Annotated in this window: 20 protein-coding genes; 6 read left to right on the forward strand and 14 right to left on the reverse strand. The window is 64.7% G+C overall.

The annotated features are described in order from the left end of the window. The first annotated feature begins 1 nt into the window (after nt 1). The gene (locus ACFOPI_RS14140) at nt 2-529 is read left to right on the forward strand and encodes a TPM domain-containing protein (RefSeq protein WP_382174821.1); all 528 of its coding nucleotides are present in this window, start codon (nt 2-4) and stop codon (nt 527-529) included. A 3-nt stretch (nt 530-532) separates the two neighbouring features. Here ACFOPI_RS14140 and ACFOPI_RS14145 read toward each other — a convergent pair whose 3' ends face one another. The 10 genes from ACFOPI_RS14145 to ACFOPI_RS14190 form a co-directional block, all read right to left on the reverse strand. Next, entirely contained in the window at nt 533-1111 is a 579-nt protein-coding gene (locus ACFOPI_RS14145; protein ID WP_382174823.1) for a Crp/Fnr family transcriptional regulator, read from the reverse strand. A gap of 121 nt (nt 1112-1232) precedes the next feature. Then, nucleotides 1233-1649, reverse strand: a complete 417-nt coding sequence (locus ACFOPI_RS14150) for a F0F1 ATP synthase subunit epsilon (protein ID WP_066157615.1) — start codon at nt 1647-1649, stop codon at nt 1233-1235. A gap of 67 nt (nt 1650-1716) precedes the next feature. Further along, a complete protein-coding gene (gene atpD / locus ACFOPI_RS14155; protein ID WP_382174827.1) occupies nt 1717-3123 on the reverse strand; it encodes a F0F1 ATP synthase subunit beta in 1407 nt (468 codons plus the stop codon). 45 nt (nt 3124-3168) lie between these two features. Then, nucleotides 3169-4035 (reverse strand): F0F1 ATP synthase subunit gamma, encoded by an 867-nt coding sequence (gene atpG, locus ACFOPI_RS14160; RefSeq protein ID WP_382174830.1) that lies wholly within the window; start codon nt 4033-4035, stop codon nt 3169-3171. 29 nt (nt 4036-4064) lie between these two features. Beyond that, nucleotides 4065-5621: a F0F1 ATP synthase subunit alpha gene (gene atpA, locus ACFOPI_RS14165; RefSeq protein WP_382174833.1), complete on the reverse strand. Its 1557-nt coding sequence runs from the start codon at nt 5619-5621 to the stop codon at nt 4065-4067. A 61-nt stretch (nt 5622-5682) separates the two neighbouring features. Next, nucleotides 5683-6213, reverse strand: a complete 531-nt coding sequence (locus tag ACFOPI_RS14170) for a F0F1 ATP synthase subunit delta (RefSeq protein ID WP_382174835.1) — start codon at nt 6211-6213, stop codon at nt 5683-5685. 46 nt (nt 6214-6259) lie between these two features. Beyond that, nucleotides 6260-6730 (reverse strand): F0F1 ATP synthase subunit B, encoded by a 471-nt coding sequence (locus ACFOPI_RS14175; protein WP_066157630.1) that lies wholly within the window; start codon nt 6728-6730, stop codon nt 6260-6262. 124 nt (nt 6731-6854) lie between these two features. Further along, the gene (gene atpE / locus ACFOPI_RS14180; protein ID WP_066157632.1) at nt 6855-7106 is read right to left on the reverse strand and encodes a F0F1 ATP synthase subunit C; all 252 of its coding nucleotides are present in this window, start codon (nt 7104-7106) and stop codon (nt 6855-6857) included. A 79-nt stretch (nt 7107-7185) separates the two neighbouring features. After that, nucleotides 7186-8064, reverse strand: a complete 879-nt coding sequence (gene atpB, locus ACFOPI_RS14185) for a F0F1 ATP synthase subunit A (protein ID WP_382174839.1) — start codon at nt 8062-8064, stop codon at nt 7186-7188. A 24-nt stretch (nt 8065-8088) separates the two neighbouring features. Then, the gene (locus ACFOPI_RS14190) at nt 8089-8625 is read right to left on the reverse strand and encodes an ATP synthase subunit I (protein WP_382174842.1); all 537 of its coding nucleotides are present in this window, start codon (nt 8623-8625) and stop codon (nt 8089-8091) included. A 244-nt stretch (nt 8626-8869) separates the two neighbouring features. Between ACFOPI_RS14190 and ACFOPI_RS14195 the strand changes: the two genes are divergently transcribed. Genes ACFOPI_RS14195 through ACFOPI_RS14210 form a run of 4 tightly spaced genes read left to right on the forward strand, consistent with a single transcriptional unit; the run spans nt 8870 to nt 11604 of the window. Further along, nucleotides 8870-9154 (forward strand): YbeD family protein, encoded by a 285-nt coding sequence (locus ACFOPI_RS14195; protein ID WP_382174844.1) that lies wholly within the window; start codon nt 8870-8872, stop codon nt 9152-9154. A gap of 7 nt (nt 9155-9161) precedes the next feature. Continuing rightward, entirely contained in the window at nt 9162-9854 is a 693-nt protein-coding gene (lipB, locus tag ACFOPI_RS14200; RefSeq protein ID WP_382174847.1) for a lipoyl(octanoyl) transferase LipB, read from the forward strand. A gap of 30 nt (nt 9855-9884) precedes the next feature. Further along, nucleotides 9885-10898 carry a lipoyl synthase gene (gene lipA, locus ACFOPI_RS14205; protein ID WP_382174850.1) on the forward strand — a complete coding sequence of 338 codons (1014 nt, stop codon included), beginning with the start codon at nt 9885-9887 and terminating at the stop codon, nt 10896-10898. A 1-nt stretch (nt 10899) separates the two neighbouring features. Next, nucleotides 10900-11604 carry an AraC family transcriptional regulator gene (locus tag ACFOPI_RS14210; protein ID WP_382174853.1) on the forward strand — a complete coding sequence of 235 codons (705 nt, stop codon included), beginning with the start codon at nt 10900-10902 and terminating at the stop codon, nt 11602-11604. A gap of 25 nt (nt 11605-11629) precedes the next feature. Here the strand turns inward: ACFOPI_RS14210 and ACFOPI_RS14215 are convergent, their stop codons facing one another. Continuing rightward, nucleotides 11630-11995, reverse strand: coding sequence for a carboxymuconolactone decarboxylase family protein (locus ACFOPI_RS14215; protein WP_382174856.1), 366 nt, complete (start codon nt 11993-11995; stop codon nt 11630-11632). 100 nt (nt 11996-12095) lie between these two features. Here ACFOPI_RS14215 and ACFOPI_RS14220 point away from each other — a divergent pair, with 100 nt between their 5' ends. Beyond that, entirely contained in the window at nt 12096-12938 is an 843-nt protein-coding gene (locus ACFOPI_RS14220) for a DMT family transporter (RefSeq protein WP_382174859.1), read from the forward strand. Between the two features lie 4 nt (nt 12939-12942). Here ACFOPI_RS14220 and ptsP read toward each other — a convergent pair whose 3' ends face one another. From ptsP to ACFOPI_RS14235, 3 genes are read right to left on the reverse strand one after another with little or no spacing between them, the layout of a single operon-like run. After that, the gene (gene ptsP / locus ACFOPI_RS14225) at nt 12943-14718 is read right to left on the reverse strand and encodes a phosphoenolpyruvate--protein phosphotransferase (protein WP_382174861.1); all 1776 of its coding nucleotides are present in this window, start codon (nt 14716-14718) and stop codon (nt 12943-12945) included. Continuing rightward, on the reverse strand, nt 14715-14984 hold the full coding sequence (locus tag ACFOPI_RS14230) for an HPr family phosphocarrier protein (RefSeq protein WP_066157661.1): 270 nt from the start codon (nt 14982-14984) through the stop codon (nt 14715-14717). The genes ptsP and ACFOPI_RS14230 overlap by 4 nt, the downstream gene beginning before the upstream one ends. Then, nucleotides 14953-15399, reverse strand: coding sequence for a PTS sugar transporter subunit IIA (locus ACFOPI_RS14235; RefSeq protein ID WP_382174864.1), 447 nt, complete (start codon nt 15397-15399; stop codon nt 14953-14955). The genes ACFOPI_RS14230 and ACFOPI_RS14235 overlap by 32 nt, the downstream gene beginning before the upstream one ends. Nucleotide 15400: the final 1 nt, after the last annotated feature.

Here is a 15400-nt window from a genome sequence, read left to right on the forward strand (position 1 = left end):
CATGAAGAAGCTGCTTCGCATCCTCCGGCACCGCTGGCTCGACAGCCGCGATTCGCGCCGGCTGATTCCTGACGACATGGTGCTTCGGCTGTCCCGCCGCATCAGTGCCAGCGAGGTGCGCCACAGCGGCGAGATCCGCCTGTGCGTCGAGGCGGCCCTGCCGCTGTCCTACCTCTGGCGCCTGGGGAGCGGGACCACCGTCCTCATGCTGGCCCGGGAGCGGGCTGTGAGCTGGTTCGGCCGACTGGGCGTCTGGGACACGCAGGACAACAACGGTGTACTGATCTACCTGCTGCTGGCCGAACGGTCGATCGAGGTCGTCGCCGACCGTGGGCTGAGCGCACGGGTCGACCAAGCGCACTGGCAGGCCCTTGTGGACCGGCTGGCCGGTCGACTGCACCAGGGTGCCTTCGAAGACGGCCTGACCCAGGCCCTGGAGGAGGTCTCGGCACTGCTGGTGGAGCACTTCCCTGCCCAAGCTGGCGAGCCCAACCCCAACGAACTGCCCGACCTGGTGGTGCGGGCCTGAGACTCAGCTGTCCCCTGCGCTGCGGCCGCCCCGGCCGGTGCGGTTGTTCATCACCACCTGCAGCTCCTGCTGCAGGGCCTTGTTCATCTGCGCGAAGGTGCGCAGCTTGCGCGTGGTTTCGCGCAGGCGGTCGGCCATGCGCTTGGATATCGCCAGCAAGAGGCGCGCCCCGACCGCCGGGTCGGCCTTGAGCAGACGCCGCAACGCCGCCCGGGACAGCACAGCGGCCGCCACATCGGTGATGGCGGTGCAGGTGGCCGACCGCGGCGAACCGTCCAGCACGCCCATCTCACCGATCAGATGTCCCGGACCGATCACGTTGACCACCATGCTGTCCTCGGCGCCGGGCATTTCGTTCTCAACCGAAATATCACCTTCCAGGATCAGCATCATGTAGTCGTTGCCGCGCAGCTCCCCCTCGTGTATGAAGACAGTCCCCGCGGAAATCAGCTGCGGGTGCATGTAACCCACCACCCGTTTGGCATCGGCCAACTTCAGATCGTCCAGCGCCGACGGCGTAACCAGCAGGCGGGCGGCCACCTCTTCGGGCGGCAGGTCCGGTCGTTCGGAAATCGAGGGCATGGGCATGGGTGTACGGAAGTCAGTGTGGAGATGATTTCACCAGCGCCCCCGACAGATCACAGGGCGGCGAAAAAAAACCGGCATCAGCCGGCTTTTTTCATGAGGCGTCCGCGGGTGCAGATCACTTTTTCTGACGGTACTTGCGCAGCGCCGCGATCTGAGCGGCCATGACCGCCAGCTCCGAGGTGGCCTTGGCCAGATCGATGTCGCTCTTGGCGTTCTTGACCGCCTCTTCGGCGGCCTTGCGGGCCTCGCTCGCCTTGGCCTCGTCCAGGTCGTGGCCGCGGATGGCGGTGTCCGACAGCACGGTCACGCAGTTGGGCTGCACTTCCAGAATGCCACCGGCCACGAACACGAACTCTTCGCCGCCATCGGCTTTTTCGATGCGCACGGCACCGGGCTTGATGCGCGTGATCAGCGGAATGTGGCCGGGCAGGATACCCAGCTCACCCGCCTCACCCGGCAGGGCCACGAACTTGGCCTCGCCAGAGAAGATGGACTCTTCGGCGCTGACCACATCGACGTGGATGGTGCTCATATTGACTCCTGTGAAAAGGGAAAAGGGTGCTCGGTGGGCGGGCGCCGGCGGGCGGCGCCCTGCGCCATCAGGCGACCTTCTTCGCCTTCTCGAAGGCCTCGTCGATGGTGCCGACCATGTAGAACGCCTGCTCGGGCAGGTGGTCGCATTCGCCAGCGGTGATCATCTTGAAGCCGCGGATGGTTTCCGACAGCGGCACGTACTTGCCGGGCGAGCCGGTGAACACCTCGGCCACGTGGAACGGCTGCGACAGGAAACGCTGGATCTTCCGGGCGCGGGCCACAGCCAGCTTGTCCTCGGGAGCCAGTTCGTCCATGCCCAGAATGGCGATGATGTCGCGCAGTTCCTTGTAGCGCTGCAGCGTGCCTTGCACGGCGCGTGCGGTCTCGTAGTGGTCCTGGCCCACGACCAGCGGGTCGAGCTGGCGGCTGGTCGAGTCCAGCGGATCCACAGCGGGGTAGATACCCAGCGCAGCGATGTCACGGGACAGCACCACGGTGGAGTCCAGGTGGGCGAAGGTGGTGGCGGGCGACGGATCGGTCAGGTCGTCGGCCGGCACGTACACGGCCTGGATCGAGGTGATGGAGCCCACCTTGGTCGAGGTGATCCGCTCTTGCAGGCGACCCATTTCCTCGGCCAGCGTCGGCTGGTAACCCACGGCGGAAGGCATACGGCCCAGCAGGGCGGACACTTCGGTACCGGCCAGGGTGTAGCGGTAGATGTTGTCCACGAAGAACAGCACGTCACGGCCTTCGTCACGGAACGACTCGGCGATGGTCAGGCCGGTCAGGGCCACGCGCAGACGGTTGCCCGGGGGCTCGTTCATCTGGCCGTAGACCATGGCCACTTTCGACTCGCCCAGGTTCTCCAGGTTCACGACGCCGGAGTCGGCCATCTCGTGATAGAAGTCGTTGCCCTCGCGGGTACGCTCACCCACGCCAGCGAACACGGACAGACCCGAGTGCGCCTTGGCGATGTTGTTGATGAGTTCCATCATGTTCACGGTCTTGCCCACGCCGGCACCACCGAACAGACCCACCTTGCCGCCCTTGGCGAACGGGCACACCAGGTCGATCACCTTGATGCCCGTTTCCAGCAGCTCTTGCGAGGGCGACAGTTCGTCGTAAGCCGGGGCCTTGCGGTGGATGGGAGCGGTCAGACTCTGGTCGACCGGACCACGCTCGTCGATGGGCTGGCCCAGCACGTCCATGATGCGGCCCAGAGTGGCCTTGCCCACCGGCACCGTGATGTTGGCGTTGGTGTTGGTGACCACCATGCCACGGCGCAGACCGTCGGACGAACCCAGCGCAATCGTGCGGACCACGCCGTCACCGAGCTGCTGCTGGACTTCCAGCGTCAGTGCGGAACCTTCCATCTTCAGTGCGTCGTAAACGCGCGGCATCTGGTCGCGGGGGAATTCCACGTCCACGACGGCGCCGATGCACTGAACAATCTTGCCTTGTGCTTGAGACATGATGTGTACCTTTGAGTTTCTCTAGATTTCAGTTGAGCGCCGGGGTCAGACCGCCGCAGCGCCGGCCACGATTTCCGACAGCTCTTTCGTGATGCCGGCCTGGCGGGTCTTGTTGTAGACCAGCTTGAGTTCGCTGATGACGTTGCCAGCGTTGTCGGTGGCGGCCTTCATGGCCACCATGCGAGCCGACTGCTCGGACGCCATGTTTTCCGCCACGGCCTGGTAGACCTGGGCTTCGATGTAGCGCAACAGCAGCTCGTCAATGACCGTGGCCGCATCGGGTTCGTAGACGTAGTCCCAGTCACGACCCTTGCTGCCTTCCTGCAAGTCGGCAGCCGACAGCGGCAGCAGCTGTTCGATCACGGCTTCCTGCTTCATCGTGTTGATGAAGCGGGTGTAGCAGACGTGAACCGAGTTGATGCGCCCTTCTGTGTACGCATCCAGCAGCACCTTCACCGGGCCGATCAGCTTGTCCAGGTGAGGGGTATCGCCCAGACCGACGGCGCTGGAAACCACTTTCGCACCGATGCGGTTGAGGAAACCCAAGCCCTTGTTGCCGATGGCCACCGCCTCGGCACCCTGGCCTTTGGCCTGAAGGTCCTTGAGCTGGTTGGTCAGTGCACGAAGCACGTTGGTGTTCATACCGCCGCACAGACCCTTGTCGGTGGTCACAACGACAAAACCTGCGGTCTTGGCGTCGTTGGTCTCCATGAAGGGGTGCGTGTACTCGGGGTTGGCCTTGCTCAGGTTGCCAGCGATCTGACGCACCTTTTCGGCGTAAGGCCGGGCCGCACGCATGCGGTCCTGCGCCTTGCGCATCTTGGAAGCGGCCACCATTTCCATGGCTTTGGTGATCTTCTTGGTGTTCTCCACCGATTTGATCTTGCCGCGAATTTCCTTGCCTGCTGCCATTGCTGCTCCTTAGCTCGTCAATGGACGGATCAGTAGGTACCGGTCTTCTTGAAGTCGGCGATGGCAGCGAGCAGCTGGGCTTCAGCGTCCTTGTCCATGGCCTTGTCGTTGTCGAGCTTGGCCACCAGCGCGGCGTGCTTGTCCTTCAGGAATGCGTGCAGACCGCCTTCGAAGGCCAGCACCTTCTTGACATCGATGTCGTCCATGAAGCCCTTGTTCACCGCGAACAGCGAAGCGGCCATCAGACTGATGGACAGCGGGCTGTACTGGGCCTGCTTGAGCAGTTCGGTCACGCGGGCGCCTCGGTCCAGCTGCTTGCGGGTGGCTTCGTCCAGGTCGGAAGCGAACTGCGCGAAGGCAGCCAGTTCACGGTACTGGGCCAGATCGGTACGGATACCGCCGGACAGCGACTTGATCAGCTTGGTCTGGGCAGCACCACCGACGCGCGACACCGAGATACCGGCGTTGATGGCGGGGCGGATACCGGCGTTGAACAGGTTGGTTTCCAGGAAGATCTGGCCGTCGGTGATGGAGATCACGTTGGTCGGCACGAAGGCGGACACGTCGCCGGCCTGCGTTTCGATGATCGGCAGTGCGGTCAGCGAACCGGTCTTGCCCTTCACTTCACCCTTGGTGAACGCTTCGACGTAGTCGGCGTTGACGCGGGCGGCGCGCTCCAGCAGACGGCTGTGCAGGTAGAACACGTCGCCGGGGTAGGCTTCGCGGCCCGGGGGACGGCGCAGCAGCAGCGACACTTGACGGTAGGCCACGGCCTGCTTGGACAGGTCGTCGTAAACGATCAGGGCGTCCTGGCCGCGGTCGCGGAAGTACTCGCCCATGGTGCAGCCGGAGTAGGCCGACAGGTACTGCATGGCGGCGGACTCGGAAGCCGAGGCGGCAACCACGATGGTGTATTCCATGGCGCCAGCCTGTTCCAGGGCACGCACCACGTTCTTGATGGACGACGCCTTCTGGCCGATGGCGACGTACACGCAGGTCATGTTCTGACCCTTCTGGTTGATGATGGCGTCGATGGCCACGGCGGTCTTGCCGGTCTGGCGGTCACCAATGATCAGCTCGCGCTGGCCACGGCCGACGGGCACCATCGAGTCGATCGACTTCAGACCAGTCTGCACTGGTTGGTCCACCGACTTGCGGGCGATCACGCCAGGAGCGACCTTCTCGATCACGTCCGTCATCTTCGCGTTGATCGGGCCCTTGCCGTCGATCGGCTGACCCAGGGCGTTCACCACGCGGCCCACCAGCTCGGGACCCACCGGCACTTCCAGGATGCGACCCGTGCACTTGACGGTGTCGCCTTCGGAGATGTGCTCGTACTCACCCAGAATCACGGCGCCGACGGAGTCGCGCTCGAGGTTCAGGGCCAGGCCGAAGGAAGGCACGCCGTCCTTGTTGGCCGGGAATTCCAGCATTTCACCCTGCATCACGTCCGACAGGCCGTGGATGCGGACGATACCGTCGGTCACGGACACCACGGTGCCCTGGTTGCGCACATCGCTGGACGCGCCCAGACCCTGGATGCGGGATTTGATCAGTTCAGAAATTTCGGCGGGATTGAGCTGCATGACTCTTTCCTTCTTTCGTTAATTGGGATGAGGGCGCGTCCGAGCGGCGGGGAAGACGGCGTCAAGCCGTCAACGCCACTTTCATTTGTTCCAGGCGGGCCTTGATGGAGGTGTCCAGCACTTCGTCACCCACCACCACACGCACGCCACCGATGAGCTCGGGCTGCAATTGGACTTGCAGGTTGAGCTGGCGCCCGAAGCGCTTCTCCAGCACACCCGACAACTCGGCCAGTGCAGACGGTTCGATGTCGAAGGCGCTGTAGACCACGGCATCAAAGCGGCCCTGCTGGGCGTTCTTGAGCACACGGAACTGGGCAGCGATTTCAGGCAGCGCCGCGACGCGACCGTTCTCGATCACGGTGCGCAGGAAGTTCTGGCCCATCGCCGGCAGCGCGTTCTTGAGCACGCCGGTGATGACGTCGAACACCTGGGCTGGCGAAGACTGAGGCGCTTCGGCGAACTGGCGCAGCTGCTCGTTACCAGCAACAGCAGCCAGCTCGTCGAGCCAGGAGGCAACGCCCGCAGCATCGGCGCCGGCGGCCTTGAACAGGGCGTCAGCGTAGGGACGGGCAATGGTGGCAATTTCAGCCATGTTCTACCTTCGTATGCCGGGGTTCAATCGGAACGTGGGCCTGGGATCAGAGCTCGGTCTTCAGGCGACCCAGCAACTCGGCGTGAACGCCAGCGTTGACTTCGCGCTTGAGAATCTGCTCGGCCCCCTTGACGGCCAGCGCAGCGACTTCCTCGCGCAGGGCTTCACGGGCCTTGACGACCTGCTGCTCGGCTTCCTGGCGGGCGGCGGCGACGATCTTGGCAGCCTCTTCCGTCGCACGGGCCTTGGCTTCCTCGATCACAGTCTGTGCACGACGCTCGGCGTCGGCCAGACGGGTGGCTGCCTCGTTGCGGGACTGGCTCAGCTCAGCCTCGACACGCTTGTTGGCCACGGCCAGTTCGGACTTGGCCTTCTCGGAAGCGGCCAAACCTTCGGAAATCTTCAACGCACGCTCATCAAGCGCCTTGGCAATCGGGGGCCACACGAATTTCATCGTGAACCACACCAGGATCGCAAAGACGATGGCTTGCGCAAAGAGGGTTGCATTGATGTTCATCGCAACGCCTTTCTGTGTGTGAACGGGAGTGGAGACGCAATTGCTGCGGCGCCGACGGCATCCGGAAGGACGGGTCGATGTTGATCGACCCGCCGCTTGCCGCCGCGCACGGCAGCAAGACCCATTAAGCGGCCAGCTGGAAGGGGTTGGCGAAGGCGAACAGCAGGGCGATGGCCACACCGATCAGGAAGGCGGCGTCGATCAGGCCGGCCAGAATGAACATCTTGGTCTGCAGGTCGTTCATCAGCTCGGGCTGGCGAGCGGAGGACTCCAGGAACTTGCCACCCATCAGGGCAATACCGATAGAGGCGCCGATGGCACCCAGACCGACGATGAGACCGCAAGCCAGCGCGACCAGACCCAGAACGTTTTCCATGATGACTCCTTAAAAGATTGAGAGTTGAAAAGAAAGGAAGGAACCGAAAGAACTAGAGAGCGAGGTGAAACCGCGCAACTTAGTGAGCGTCATGCGCTTGACCCAGATAAATCAGGGCCAGCATCATGAAAATGAACGCCTGCAAGGTGATGACCAGAATGTGGAACAAGGTCCACACCGTGCCTGCGATCACGTGTCCGACGAAGAAGAGACCACCCGACAGCGAGAGGGCAGCGTAACCACCCAGCAGCGCGATCAGCATGAACACCAGTTCACCCGCGAACATGTTGCCAAACAACCGCATGCCGTGCGAAACCGTCTTCGCCACGAACTCGATCATTTGCATCAGGAAGTTGGTCACGCCCAGCAGCAGTGCCCAAACAGGATTCTTGGAAGTGCCGAAGGGGGCGGTCACCAGCTCGTGCGTCCAGCCGCCGAAACCCTTGATCTTGATGTTGTAGAACAGGCAGAGCAGCAGCACCGACACGGACAGACCCAGCGTGGTGGACAGGTCGGCCGTGGGCACGACGCGCAGGTAGGCATGGTGGGGATCGTGGCCGGTCGCGGCGTAGTACTCGGTCCACAGACGGGGCAGCAGGTCCACCGGCAGCATGTCCATGAAGTTCATCATGAAGATCCAGCAGAACACCGTCAGCGCCAGCGGGGCGATCAGCTTGCGGCTGTTGGCGTTGTGGATCACGCCCTTGGCCTGGCTGTCGACCATCTCCACCAACATCTCCACGGCGGCCTGGAAGCGACCCGGCACACCCGCGTGCGCCTTGCGGGCAGCCAGCCACAGCACAAAGCAGACAAAGGCACCCAGCACCGAACTGAAAACCACCGAGTCGATGTTGATGACCGAAAAGTCAACGATGAACCCTTGCTTGTGGTTCGTCAGATGGGTCAGGTGGTGGCGGATGTACTCACCAGGGGTAGGACCGATACCTTCAGCAGCCATGTTCGTTGCACCAATCAGCGGAAATTAATGAGGGCGCCTGACCTGGAACCACAGCCCAAACCAGTACACCTTCAGCGTCAAAACCAACCCGGCCAGCAAACCCAGCCAACTGAGATCAGGGACCAGCGCTGGCGACGACCACAACATGGCCACCACCAGCAACACCTTGACCCCTTCCCACAGCAGGAAGCTGGCAAACGAAGCTCGCGCGTACCCCGACATCAGACGGGACAACGCGCCGGAGGTCAGACCGTAGGCCATCAATGCCGTCGGAATGAAAACCGAAGCCGCGCCAAAGAGCACCGACAGGGCCAACGACATCTGGCGAGAAAACAGCCAGACCAACAACCCTGACAACACCCCCACCAACACCTGCACCCCCACCAGACGCCAGACGGATAGTTCCGGCTGACCAGCGCGCCACTGCTGCGCCTGTTCACGCGTCAGTGGCTTGAATTCGGGTTCCTGCTCCCCATCTTCCCATCCATGCACCGCTTTGGCTTCAGCCTGATCGACCGGCAATGGCGCCCCGTCTTTGTCGGGCCCGGGCATTGTCGGCATGGCAGATTACAAACGGTTTACAGGTGTGCGAAGGTTCGCAAAGCCTCTCATTATACGTAGAAACCCCAAACGGGCGTCAACCGCTCTTGCGCTGACCAAGGACTTGCCACGCGCGCCCATAATGGTGCGCGTCCCTCGTGCAGGCCTCTGCGGGCCCGGCGTCTTTGATCGCTTGCGCCGAAGGATGACCTGAAAAATTCTCACTTTGACGCAGCCCGTGTCGAGCCCGTGCTGTGTACGCCCCATGGACCTGCCACGCGACATACCGCCAGAACAATCGCTCATCGAGTACCCCTGTCGATTCCCCATCAAGGTGATGGGTGCCAACGTCGAGGGCTATGTCTCCGCCATGGTCGCGGTGGCGCGAGCCTTCGACCCCGGCTTCGACGAAGCCACTGTCGAGCACCGTCCGAGCAAGGCCGGCAACTACCTGGGCCTGACGCTCACGGTTTATGTCACCAGCCGAGAACAGCTTGACGAGGTGTACCGCACCCTGACCACCCACCCGATGGTCAAGGTCGTCCTCTGATCCGCCCATGATCGTCCGTCCGCTGGGGCACGTGGACTACGCGCCCACCTTCGACGCCATGGTGGCCTTCACGGACTCACGGTCCGCGCAGACACCTGACGAGCTGTGGATCTGCGAGCACCCGCCCGTGTTTACGCAAGGCTTGGCGGGCAAGGACGACCACCTGCTGGCACCGGGCGACATTCCGGTCGTCAAGACCAATCGCGGCGGCCAGGTGACCTACCATGGCCCCGGCCAGGTCGTCGCCTATCCGCTGGTCGACCTGCAACGAACGGGGTACTTCGTCAAGGAATACGTCTACCGCATCGAAGAGGCGGTGATCCGCACGCTGGCCCACTTCGATGTGACCGGTCACCGTGTCGGGGGTGCCCCCGGCATCTATGTGCGACTGGACGACCCAACCGGCCACGCCCCGCTGCCGCAGCGGCCGCAGAAACGCACGGAGGGGTCGCCAGGCCCGGAACCCGATTTCACCGGTCTGGGCAAGATTGCGGCGCTGGGCATCAAGGTCAGCCGGCACTGCACCTACCACGGTGTCGCGCTGAACGTGGCCATGGACCTGCAGCCCTTCTGGCGCATCAACCCATGTGGGTATGCGGGCCTCCAGACGGTCGACCTTTCTACAATCGGGGTCGCCGTTTCATGGGATGAAGCGGCCCGGGTGCTGAGCAACGAGCTTGGCGCCCTCCTCGGCCCCTGACCACCAACGCGCGTCGACCGCGCCCCTGCCATGAACCGCCCCGATACCCCCGTGGCCGATGCCCACACCGTCCGCGAAACCCAGCCCGCCGCCAGCTACGACGCCACCGCCAAGCAGAAGAGCCAGGCAAAAACCGCGCGCATCCCGATCAAAATCGTGCCGGCCGAGGTGCTCAAGAAGCCGGAGTGGATCCGCGTCAAGGCCGGCTCGCCGACCACGCGCTTCTATGAGATCAAGGACATCCTGCGCAGCAACAAGCTGGTCACGGTGTGCGAAGAAGCCAGCTGCCCGAACATCGGCGAGTGCTTCGGCAAGGGCACGGCGACTTTCATGATCATGGGCGACAAGTGCACGCGGCGCTGCCCGTTCTGCGACGTCGGCCATGGGCGCCCTGATCCACTGGACGTGGACGAACCAGAGAACCTGGCCAAGACCATCGCGCAGCTCAAGCTCAAGTACGTGGTGATCACCAGCGTGGACCGCGACGACCTTCGCGACGGCGGCGCAGGCCACTATGTGGCCTGCATCCAGCGCACGCGCGAGCTCTCGCCCGGCACGCAGATCGAGGTGCTGGTGCCCGACTTCCGCGGCCGTGACGAGAAGGCTCTGGACATCCTGGCCGCAGGCCTGCCCGATGTGCTCAACCACAATCTCGAAACCGTGCCGCGCCTGTACAAGGAGGCGCGCCCGGGCTCGGATTACCAGTTCAGTCTGAATCTGCTCAAGAAGTTCAAGCAGCGCTTTCCCGGCATCCCGACCAAGAGCGGCCTCATGGTCGGCCTGGGCGAGACCGACGAGGAAATTCTCGAGGTGATGCGCGACATGCGTGCGCACAACATCGACATGCTGACCATCGGCCAGTACCTGGCCCCCAGCGGCCACCACCTGCCGGTGCGCCGCTACGTGCACCCCGACACCTTCAAGATGTTCGAGGAAAAGGCCTACGAGATGGGCTTCACCCACGCCGCCGTCGGCGCCATGGTGCGGTCGAGCTACCACGCCGACCAGCAGGCGCACGACGTGCTGAACAACCCCAGGACCTGACGTGGCCGCCGCGCACGACGCTCTGTCGGTGCGCCAGTACGGCGCCTCGCCGGGTAGCCATGCGCACGACCATTTCCAGATCCTGCTGGGGCTGGAAGGCGTGCTGGAGCTGGAAGTCGACGGCCGCGGATGGCGCGTCGGCACGGGTGAAGGCATGGTGATCGCACCCGGCCTGCGGCACGATTTCGAGTCCGTCGGGGGCGCGCAGTGCCTGGTGCTGGACTCGTCCGACACGGGCTGGGCCAGTTTGGATCGCTGTGCCCCATTGCCGCAAGCCCTGCCGCTGGCCCGCTATCTGGCGTCGGCCTGTTCGACGGGGCTGGCGCGCGCACGTCTGCTGGGCCCGGCGCTGCTGCTGGAAGCCTGGGCGCCGTCCGCTGCGCCCACACGTTTCCGGCGCGCCATCGACTGGCAGGGCCTTCAGGCCTGGGCGCTGAAGGCAGCCGACGAGCGGCTGTCGGTCGCCGATCTGGCCACGCGCACCCACCTCAGCCCGGCCCAGTTCACCGAACGCTGCCGGCAGGAAATCGGCCTGAGCCCCATGGCCTGGCTGCGCAGCCTACGGCTGGACCGCGCGCGCCACCTGCGCGCGCAGGGACTGCCCGTGGCAGAAGTTGCCCGGCGCTGTGGCTACCACTCTCCCTCTGCCCTCACCGCGGCGCTGCGCAAGCAAGACCACCCGACACCCTTGAACGCCGACGATTGACCTGCGCCGCGCGACGACGGCTCGGCTAAGCTGACGAAGGCAGATCCGGAGGCGCCATCTTCTCCCAGGCGGCAATAGCCTCAGCCGCATACATCAGCGCTGGACCGCCGCCCATGTAGACGCAGACGGACAGCATCTCTTCCAGTTCGGCGCGCTTACAACCCAGTTGCACCAGTGCCTTGACATGGAATCCGATGCAGCCCGAACAGCGCTGGGTGACAGCAATCGCCAGCGCCACCAGCTCCTTGTGTCGGGCGCTGAGCGCACCGTCGGTGATCGCCGCGTTGGCCAGCTGTCCAAAGCCGGCCATGGCGCTGCCCTGGGTCTTGCGGAACGGCGCCAGGCTGGCATTGATGTCGCGCATCAGGTCGTTGTGGTTGAACGTACTCACATGCAGGTCCTGTGAAAAATTTATACCCCATGCAGTATCAAAGACACCCCATGCCCTTGACTTTGTTCCTGATCAAGCAACCGGTTCGCAAGGAGCAGGAATGAGTGCCAACCTGCTCGCGCTGGGCGCCGTCGCCCTCTGGGGCTCTCTGGCCGCGCTGGGCGTGGCGCTGTCCCACGTCCCGCCCTTCCTGCTGACCGGCCTGTCGCTGCTGATTGGTAGCCTGATCGCCCTTCCGCTCTCTCGTTTCGACTGGCGGCGCTGGCGGGTGCCGCCGGCCACGCTGGCACTGGGCGTGTACGGCCTGTTCGGCTTCCACTTCCTGCTGTTCATCGCGCTGCGCCATGCACCCCCAGTGCAGGCCAACCTGGTGAACTACCTGTGGCCGCTGGGCATCGTCGTAATGGCGCCGCTGTTTTTGCCCGGGACGACGCTCACCGGACGCCATATCCTGGCCGCCCTGCTGGGCTTCGGAGGCGCAGCCCTGGCCATCCTCGGGCGAGGCGGACCTGCCGAGGCCGTTTGGGCGTGGGGCTACCTCCCAGCCGCCGGTTCGGCCTTCATCTGGGCCAGCTACTCGCTGCTGACCAAGCGCGTCGCACCGTTCCCGACCACGGCCATCGGCAGCTTCGCCCTGGTGTCGGGCCTGCTCTCGCTGCTGTGCCACACCATCATGGAACCGGCGGTGTCGCTGACCCTGCAGGACTGGACGCTGATCACCCTGCTCGGTCTCGGGCCGCTGGGCGGCGCGTTTTTCCTGTGGGACGCGGCGCTCAAGCGCGGCGACGCGCGCCAGATCGGCGTGCTCAGCTTCGTCACCCCGCTGCTGTCCACACTGACCCTGCTGGGGATGCGCGGCGAAGCACCCAGTCTGTCGGTCGGGATGGCCGCTGCCCTGATCATCGGTGCGGCGGTGCTGGCCACGCGGCGCCCAGCGGTCTGAGCGATCAGTCGGCCATCAGCGCGGCCGGGTCTTCGGCCGCCAGCACGCTCTGCGCCCAAGCCGCCAGCTTGCTGGTGTCGCAGCGCAGGATCTGCTGCTTGACGGCCAGGATCTGAGAGGGGTGCATGGAAAAACTGCGCAGGCCCAGACCGAGCAGCAGACGCGTCATGCCGACGTCGCCCGCCATCTCGCCGCACACGCTCACGCTCTTGCCCTGTGCACGGGCCTGCGCGATGGTGCTGGCCACCAGGTGCAGCACCGCCGGATGCACCGGGTCGTAGAGGTGTGCCACCGCCTCGTCGGCACGATCGATCGCCAGCGTGTACTGGATCAGGTCGTTGGTGCCGATGGAGAGAAAGTCGAAGTGGCGCAGGAACAGCGGGATCGTCAGCGCCGCGGCAGGCACCTCGATCATGGCGCCCAGCCGCACCGGGCCGTGGACCACGCCTTGGGCATCGAGCTGCATGCGCGCCTTGTCGACCAGCGCCAGCGTCTGCCGGATCTCGCTGGCGTGGGCCAGCATGGGCACCAGCAGGTTGATCGGGCCGAGGGCCGCCGCCCGCAGGATGGCGCGCAGCTGCGCCAGGAACATCGCCGGGTCGGCCAGGCTCCAGCGGATCGCGCGCAGGCCCAGCGCCGGGTTGAGGTGGTCCTCGCCAGCACGCACCGGGGTGCGGTCCAACGGCTTGTCGGCGCCGACGTCGACCGTGCGGATCGTGACCGGCAGGCCCTGCATGCCTTCGACGGCCCGGCGATAGGCGGCGTATTGCTCTTCCTCGTCGGGCAGCTTGCCGTTGCGCCCCATGAACAGGAACTCGGTGCGGAACAGCCCCACGCCCACAGCACCGGCCTTGAGCGCCGCGGCGGCGTCCTCGGGCTGTTCGATATTGGCCAGTAACTCGATCTTCTGGCCATCCAGCGTCACGGCTGGGGTGTTCTTCAGGCGGGAGAGCCGCTCGCGCTCCACCTCGCCCTGGCGCTGCTTGAAGCCGTATTCGGCCATCAGGATGGGCGACGGGTCGACAATCACCACCCCGGCGTCGCCATCAATGATGACCCAGTCGTCCTGGTTGATCAGGTGGCTGGCCGAGCGCGCACCAACCACCGCAGGGATGTCCATGCTGCGCGCCACGATGGCGGTGTGGCTGGTCTTGCCGCCGACGTCGGTGACGAAGCCGGCGAACACGCTCTGCTTGAACTGCAACATGTCGGCCGGCGAGAGGTCGTGCGCGATCAGCACCAGAGGCACGTCGACCGAGGGATCGAAGAGGGTGCCGTTGGGCTCGCCCTCGGCCGCGGGCGGCAGTGGCGCGGCGACGGGCGAGGCCACGCCACGCATCATGCGCAGCATGCGCTCGACCACCTGTTCCAGGTCGGCCTTTCGTTCGCGCAGATAAGGGTCTTCCATCTCGTCGAACTGGCGCGCGATCACCTCCAGCTGGGTGGTCAGCGCCCATTCGGCGTTGTAGTGGCGTTCGGTGATCCAGTGCTTCACGCCGCTCGTGAGCTGCTCGTCCTGCAGCAGCATCAGGTGCACATCGAGCAGTGCGCTCAGCTCCGGGTGAGCGTCTTGCGATCCCAGCTCATCCAGGCTGGCCTGGACCTTTTCGATCTCCTCGACCACACCGTTGCGAGCTCGCCGCAGGCGCTGGATCTCGGCTTCGACCTGATCAGGCTTGACGAAGTAGTGGGCGACGTCGATGCGGCTGGACGCCACAATCACCGCCCGCCCGATGGCAATGCCTCGGGAGACCGCCAGACCGTGAACCGTGAAGCTCACTCGCCTTCCCCGAACTTGTCGTTAATCAGCGCCACGATGGCGTCCATCGCGGCCTGCTCGTCCGGGCCGCTGGTCTCGATCTCGACCTGACTGCCGACGCCGGCCGCCAGCATCATGACGCCCATGATGCTTTTGGCGTTGATGCGGCGGTCCCCCTTCGACATCCACACCTCGCACTGGTGGCTGCCGGCCAGCTTGGTGAGCTTGGCCGAAGCGCGGGCGTGCAGGCCCAGCTTATTGCTGATGGTCGCGGTGGTCTTGATCATGTGTGATTCTTCTCGCCTGATTTTGTGGTGCCGTCACGGCCACCTGGATCACACCCTGCGTGGCCCCCACCATGGCGCGCGAGACCAACGCGTCCAGCGACTCGTGCCGGTACGACACGGTGCGCAGCAGCATCGGCAGGTTGACGCCGGCGATCAGCTTGGAACGCACGCCATCGACCAGCTTGTGCGCCACGTTGCAGGGCGTGGCACCGAACACATCGGTCAGCACCAGCGTCTGCGGCGTGTCCAGCTGCCGCATGAGAATGCGCGCCTGGGCCAGCGACTCCTCCGGGGGAGCATTGGGCATGACATCCAGGGCCGACACCGCACTGGCGCTGTCGGGAAACACGTGCAGCACGCAGGCCCGCAGGGCCGAAGCCAGCGGCGCGTGCGCAACGATGAGGATGCCGTTCATG

The organism is Hydrogenophaga luteola, from assembly GCF_042648585.1.
GTDB classification, from domain to species: Bacteria; Pseudomonadota; Gammaproteobacteria; order Burkholderiales; family Burkholderiaceae_C; genus Hydrogenophaga; species Hydrogenophaga luteola.

Bases quoted from the DNA above. Each gene is read 5' to 3' on its own strand.
- ACFOPI_RS14140 (WP_382174821.1), top strand. From the start codon at position 2: ATGAAGAAGCTGCTTCGCATCCTCCGGCACCGCTGGCTCGACAGCCGC.
- ACFOPI_RS14145 (WP_382174823.1), bottom strand. From the start codon at position 1,111: ATGCCCTCGATTTCCGAACGACCGGACCTGCCGCCCGAAGAGGTGGCC.
- ACFOPI_RS14150 (WP_066157615.1), bottom strand. From the start codon at position 1,649: ATGAGCACCATCCACGTCGATGTGGTCAGCGCCGAAGAGTCCATCTTC.
- atpD (WP_382174827.1), bottom strand. From the start codon at position 3,123: ATGTCTCAAGCACAAGGCAAGATTGTTCAGTGCATCGGCGCCGTCGTG.
- atpG (WP_382174830.1), bottom strand. From the start codon at position 4,035: ATGGCAGCAGGCAAGGAAATTCGCGGCAAGATCAAATCGGTGGAGAAC.
- atpA (WP_382174833.1), bottom strand. From the start codon at position 5,621: ATGCAGCTCAATCCCGCCGAAATTTCTGAACTGATCAAATCCCGCATC.
- ACFOPI_RS14170 (WP_382174835.1), bottom strand. From the start codon at position 6,213: ATGGCTGAAATTGCCACCATTGCCCGTCCCTACGCTGACGCCCTGTTC.
- ACFOPI_RS14175 (WP_066157630.1), bottom strand. From the start codon at position 6,730: ATGAACATCAATGCAACCCTCTTTGCGCAAGCCATCGTCTTTGCGATC.
- atpE (WP_066157632.1), bottom strand. From the start codon at position 7,106: ATGGAAAACGTTCTGGGTCTGGTCGCGCTGGCTTGCGGTCTCATCGTC.
- atpB (WP_382174839.1), bottom strand. From the start codon at position 8,064: ATGGCTGCTGAAGGTATCGGTCCTACCCCTGGTGAGTACATCCGCCAC.
- ACFOPI_RS14190 (WP_382174842.1), bottom strand. From the start codon at position 8,625: ATGCCGACAATGCCCGGGCCCGACAAAGACGGGGCGCCATTGCCGGTC.
- ACFOPI_RS14195 (WP_382174844.1), top strand. From the start codon at position 8,870: ATGGACCTGCCACGCGACATACCGCCAGAACAATCGCTCATCGAGTAC.
- lipB (WP_382174847.1), top strand. From the start codon at position 9,162: ATGATCGTCCGTCCGCTGGGGCACGTGGACTACGCGCCCACCTTCGAC.
- lipA (WP_382174850.1), top strand. From the start codon at position 9,885: ATGAACCGCCCCGATACCCCCGTGGCCGATGCCCACACCGTCCGCGAA.
- ACFOPI_RS14220 (WP_382174859.1), top strand. From the start codon at position 12,096: ATGAGTGCCAACCTGCTCGCGCTGGGCGCCGTCGCCCTCTGGGGCTCT.
- ACFOPI_RS14230 (WP_066157661.1), bottom strand. From the start codon at position 14,984: ATGATCAAGACCACCGCGACCATCAGCAATAAGCTGGGCCTGCACGCC.
- ACFOPI_RS14235 (WP_382174864.1), bottom strand. From the start codon at position 15,399: ATGAACGGCATCCTCATCGTTGCGCACGCGCCGCTGGCTTCGGCCCTG.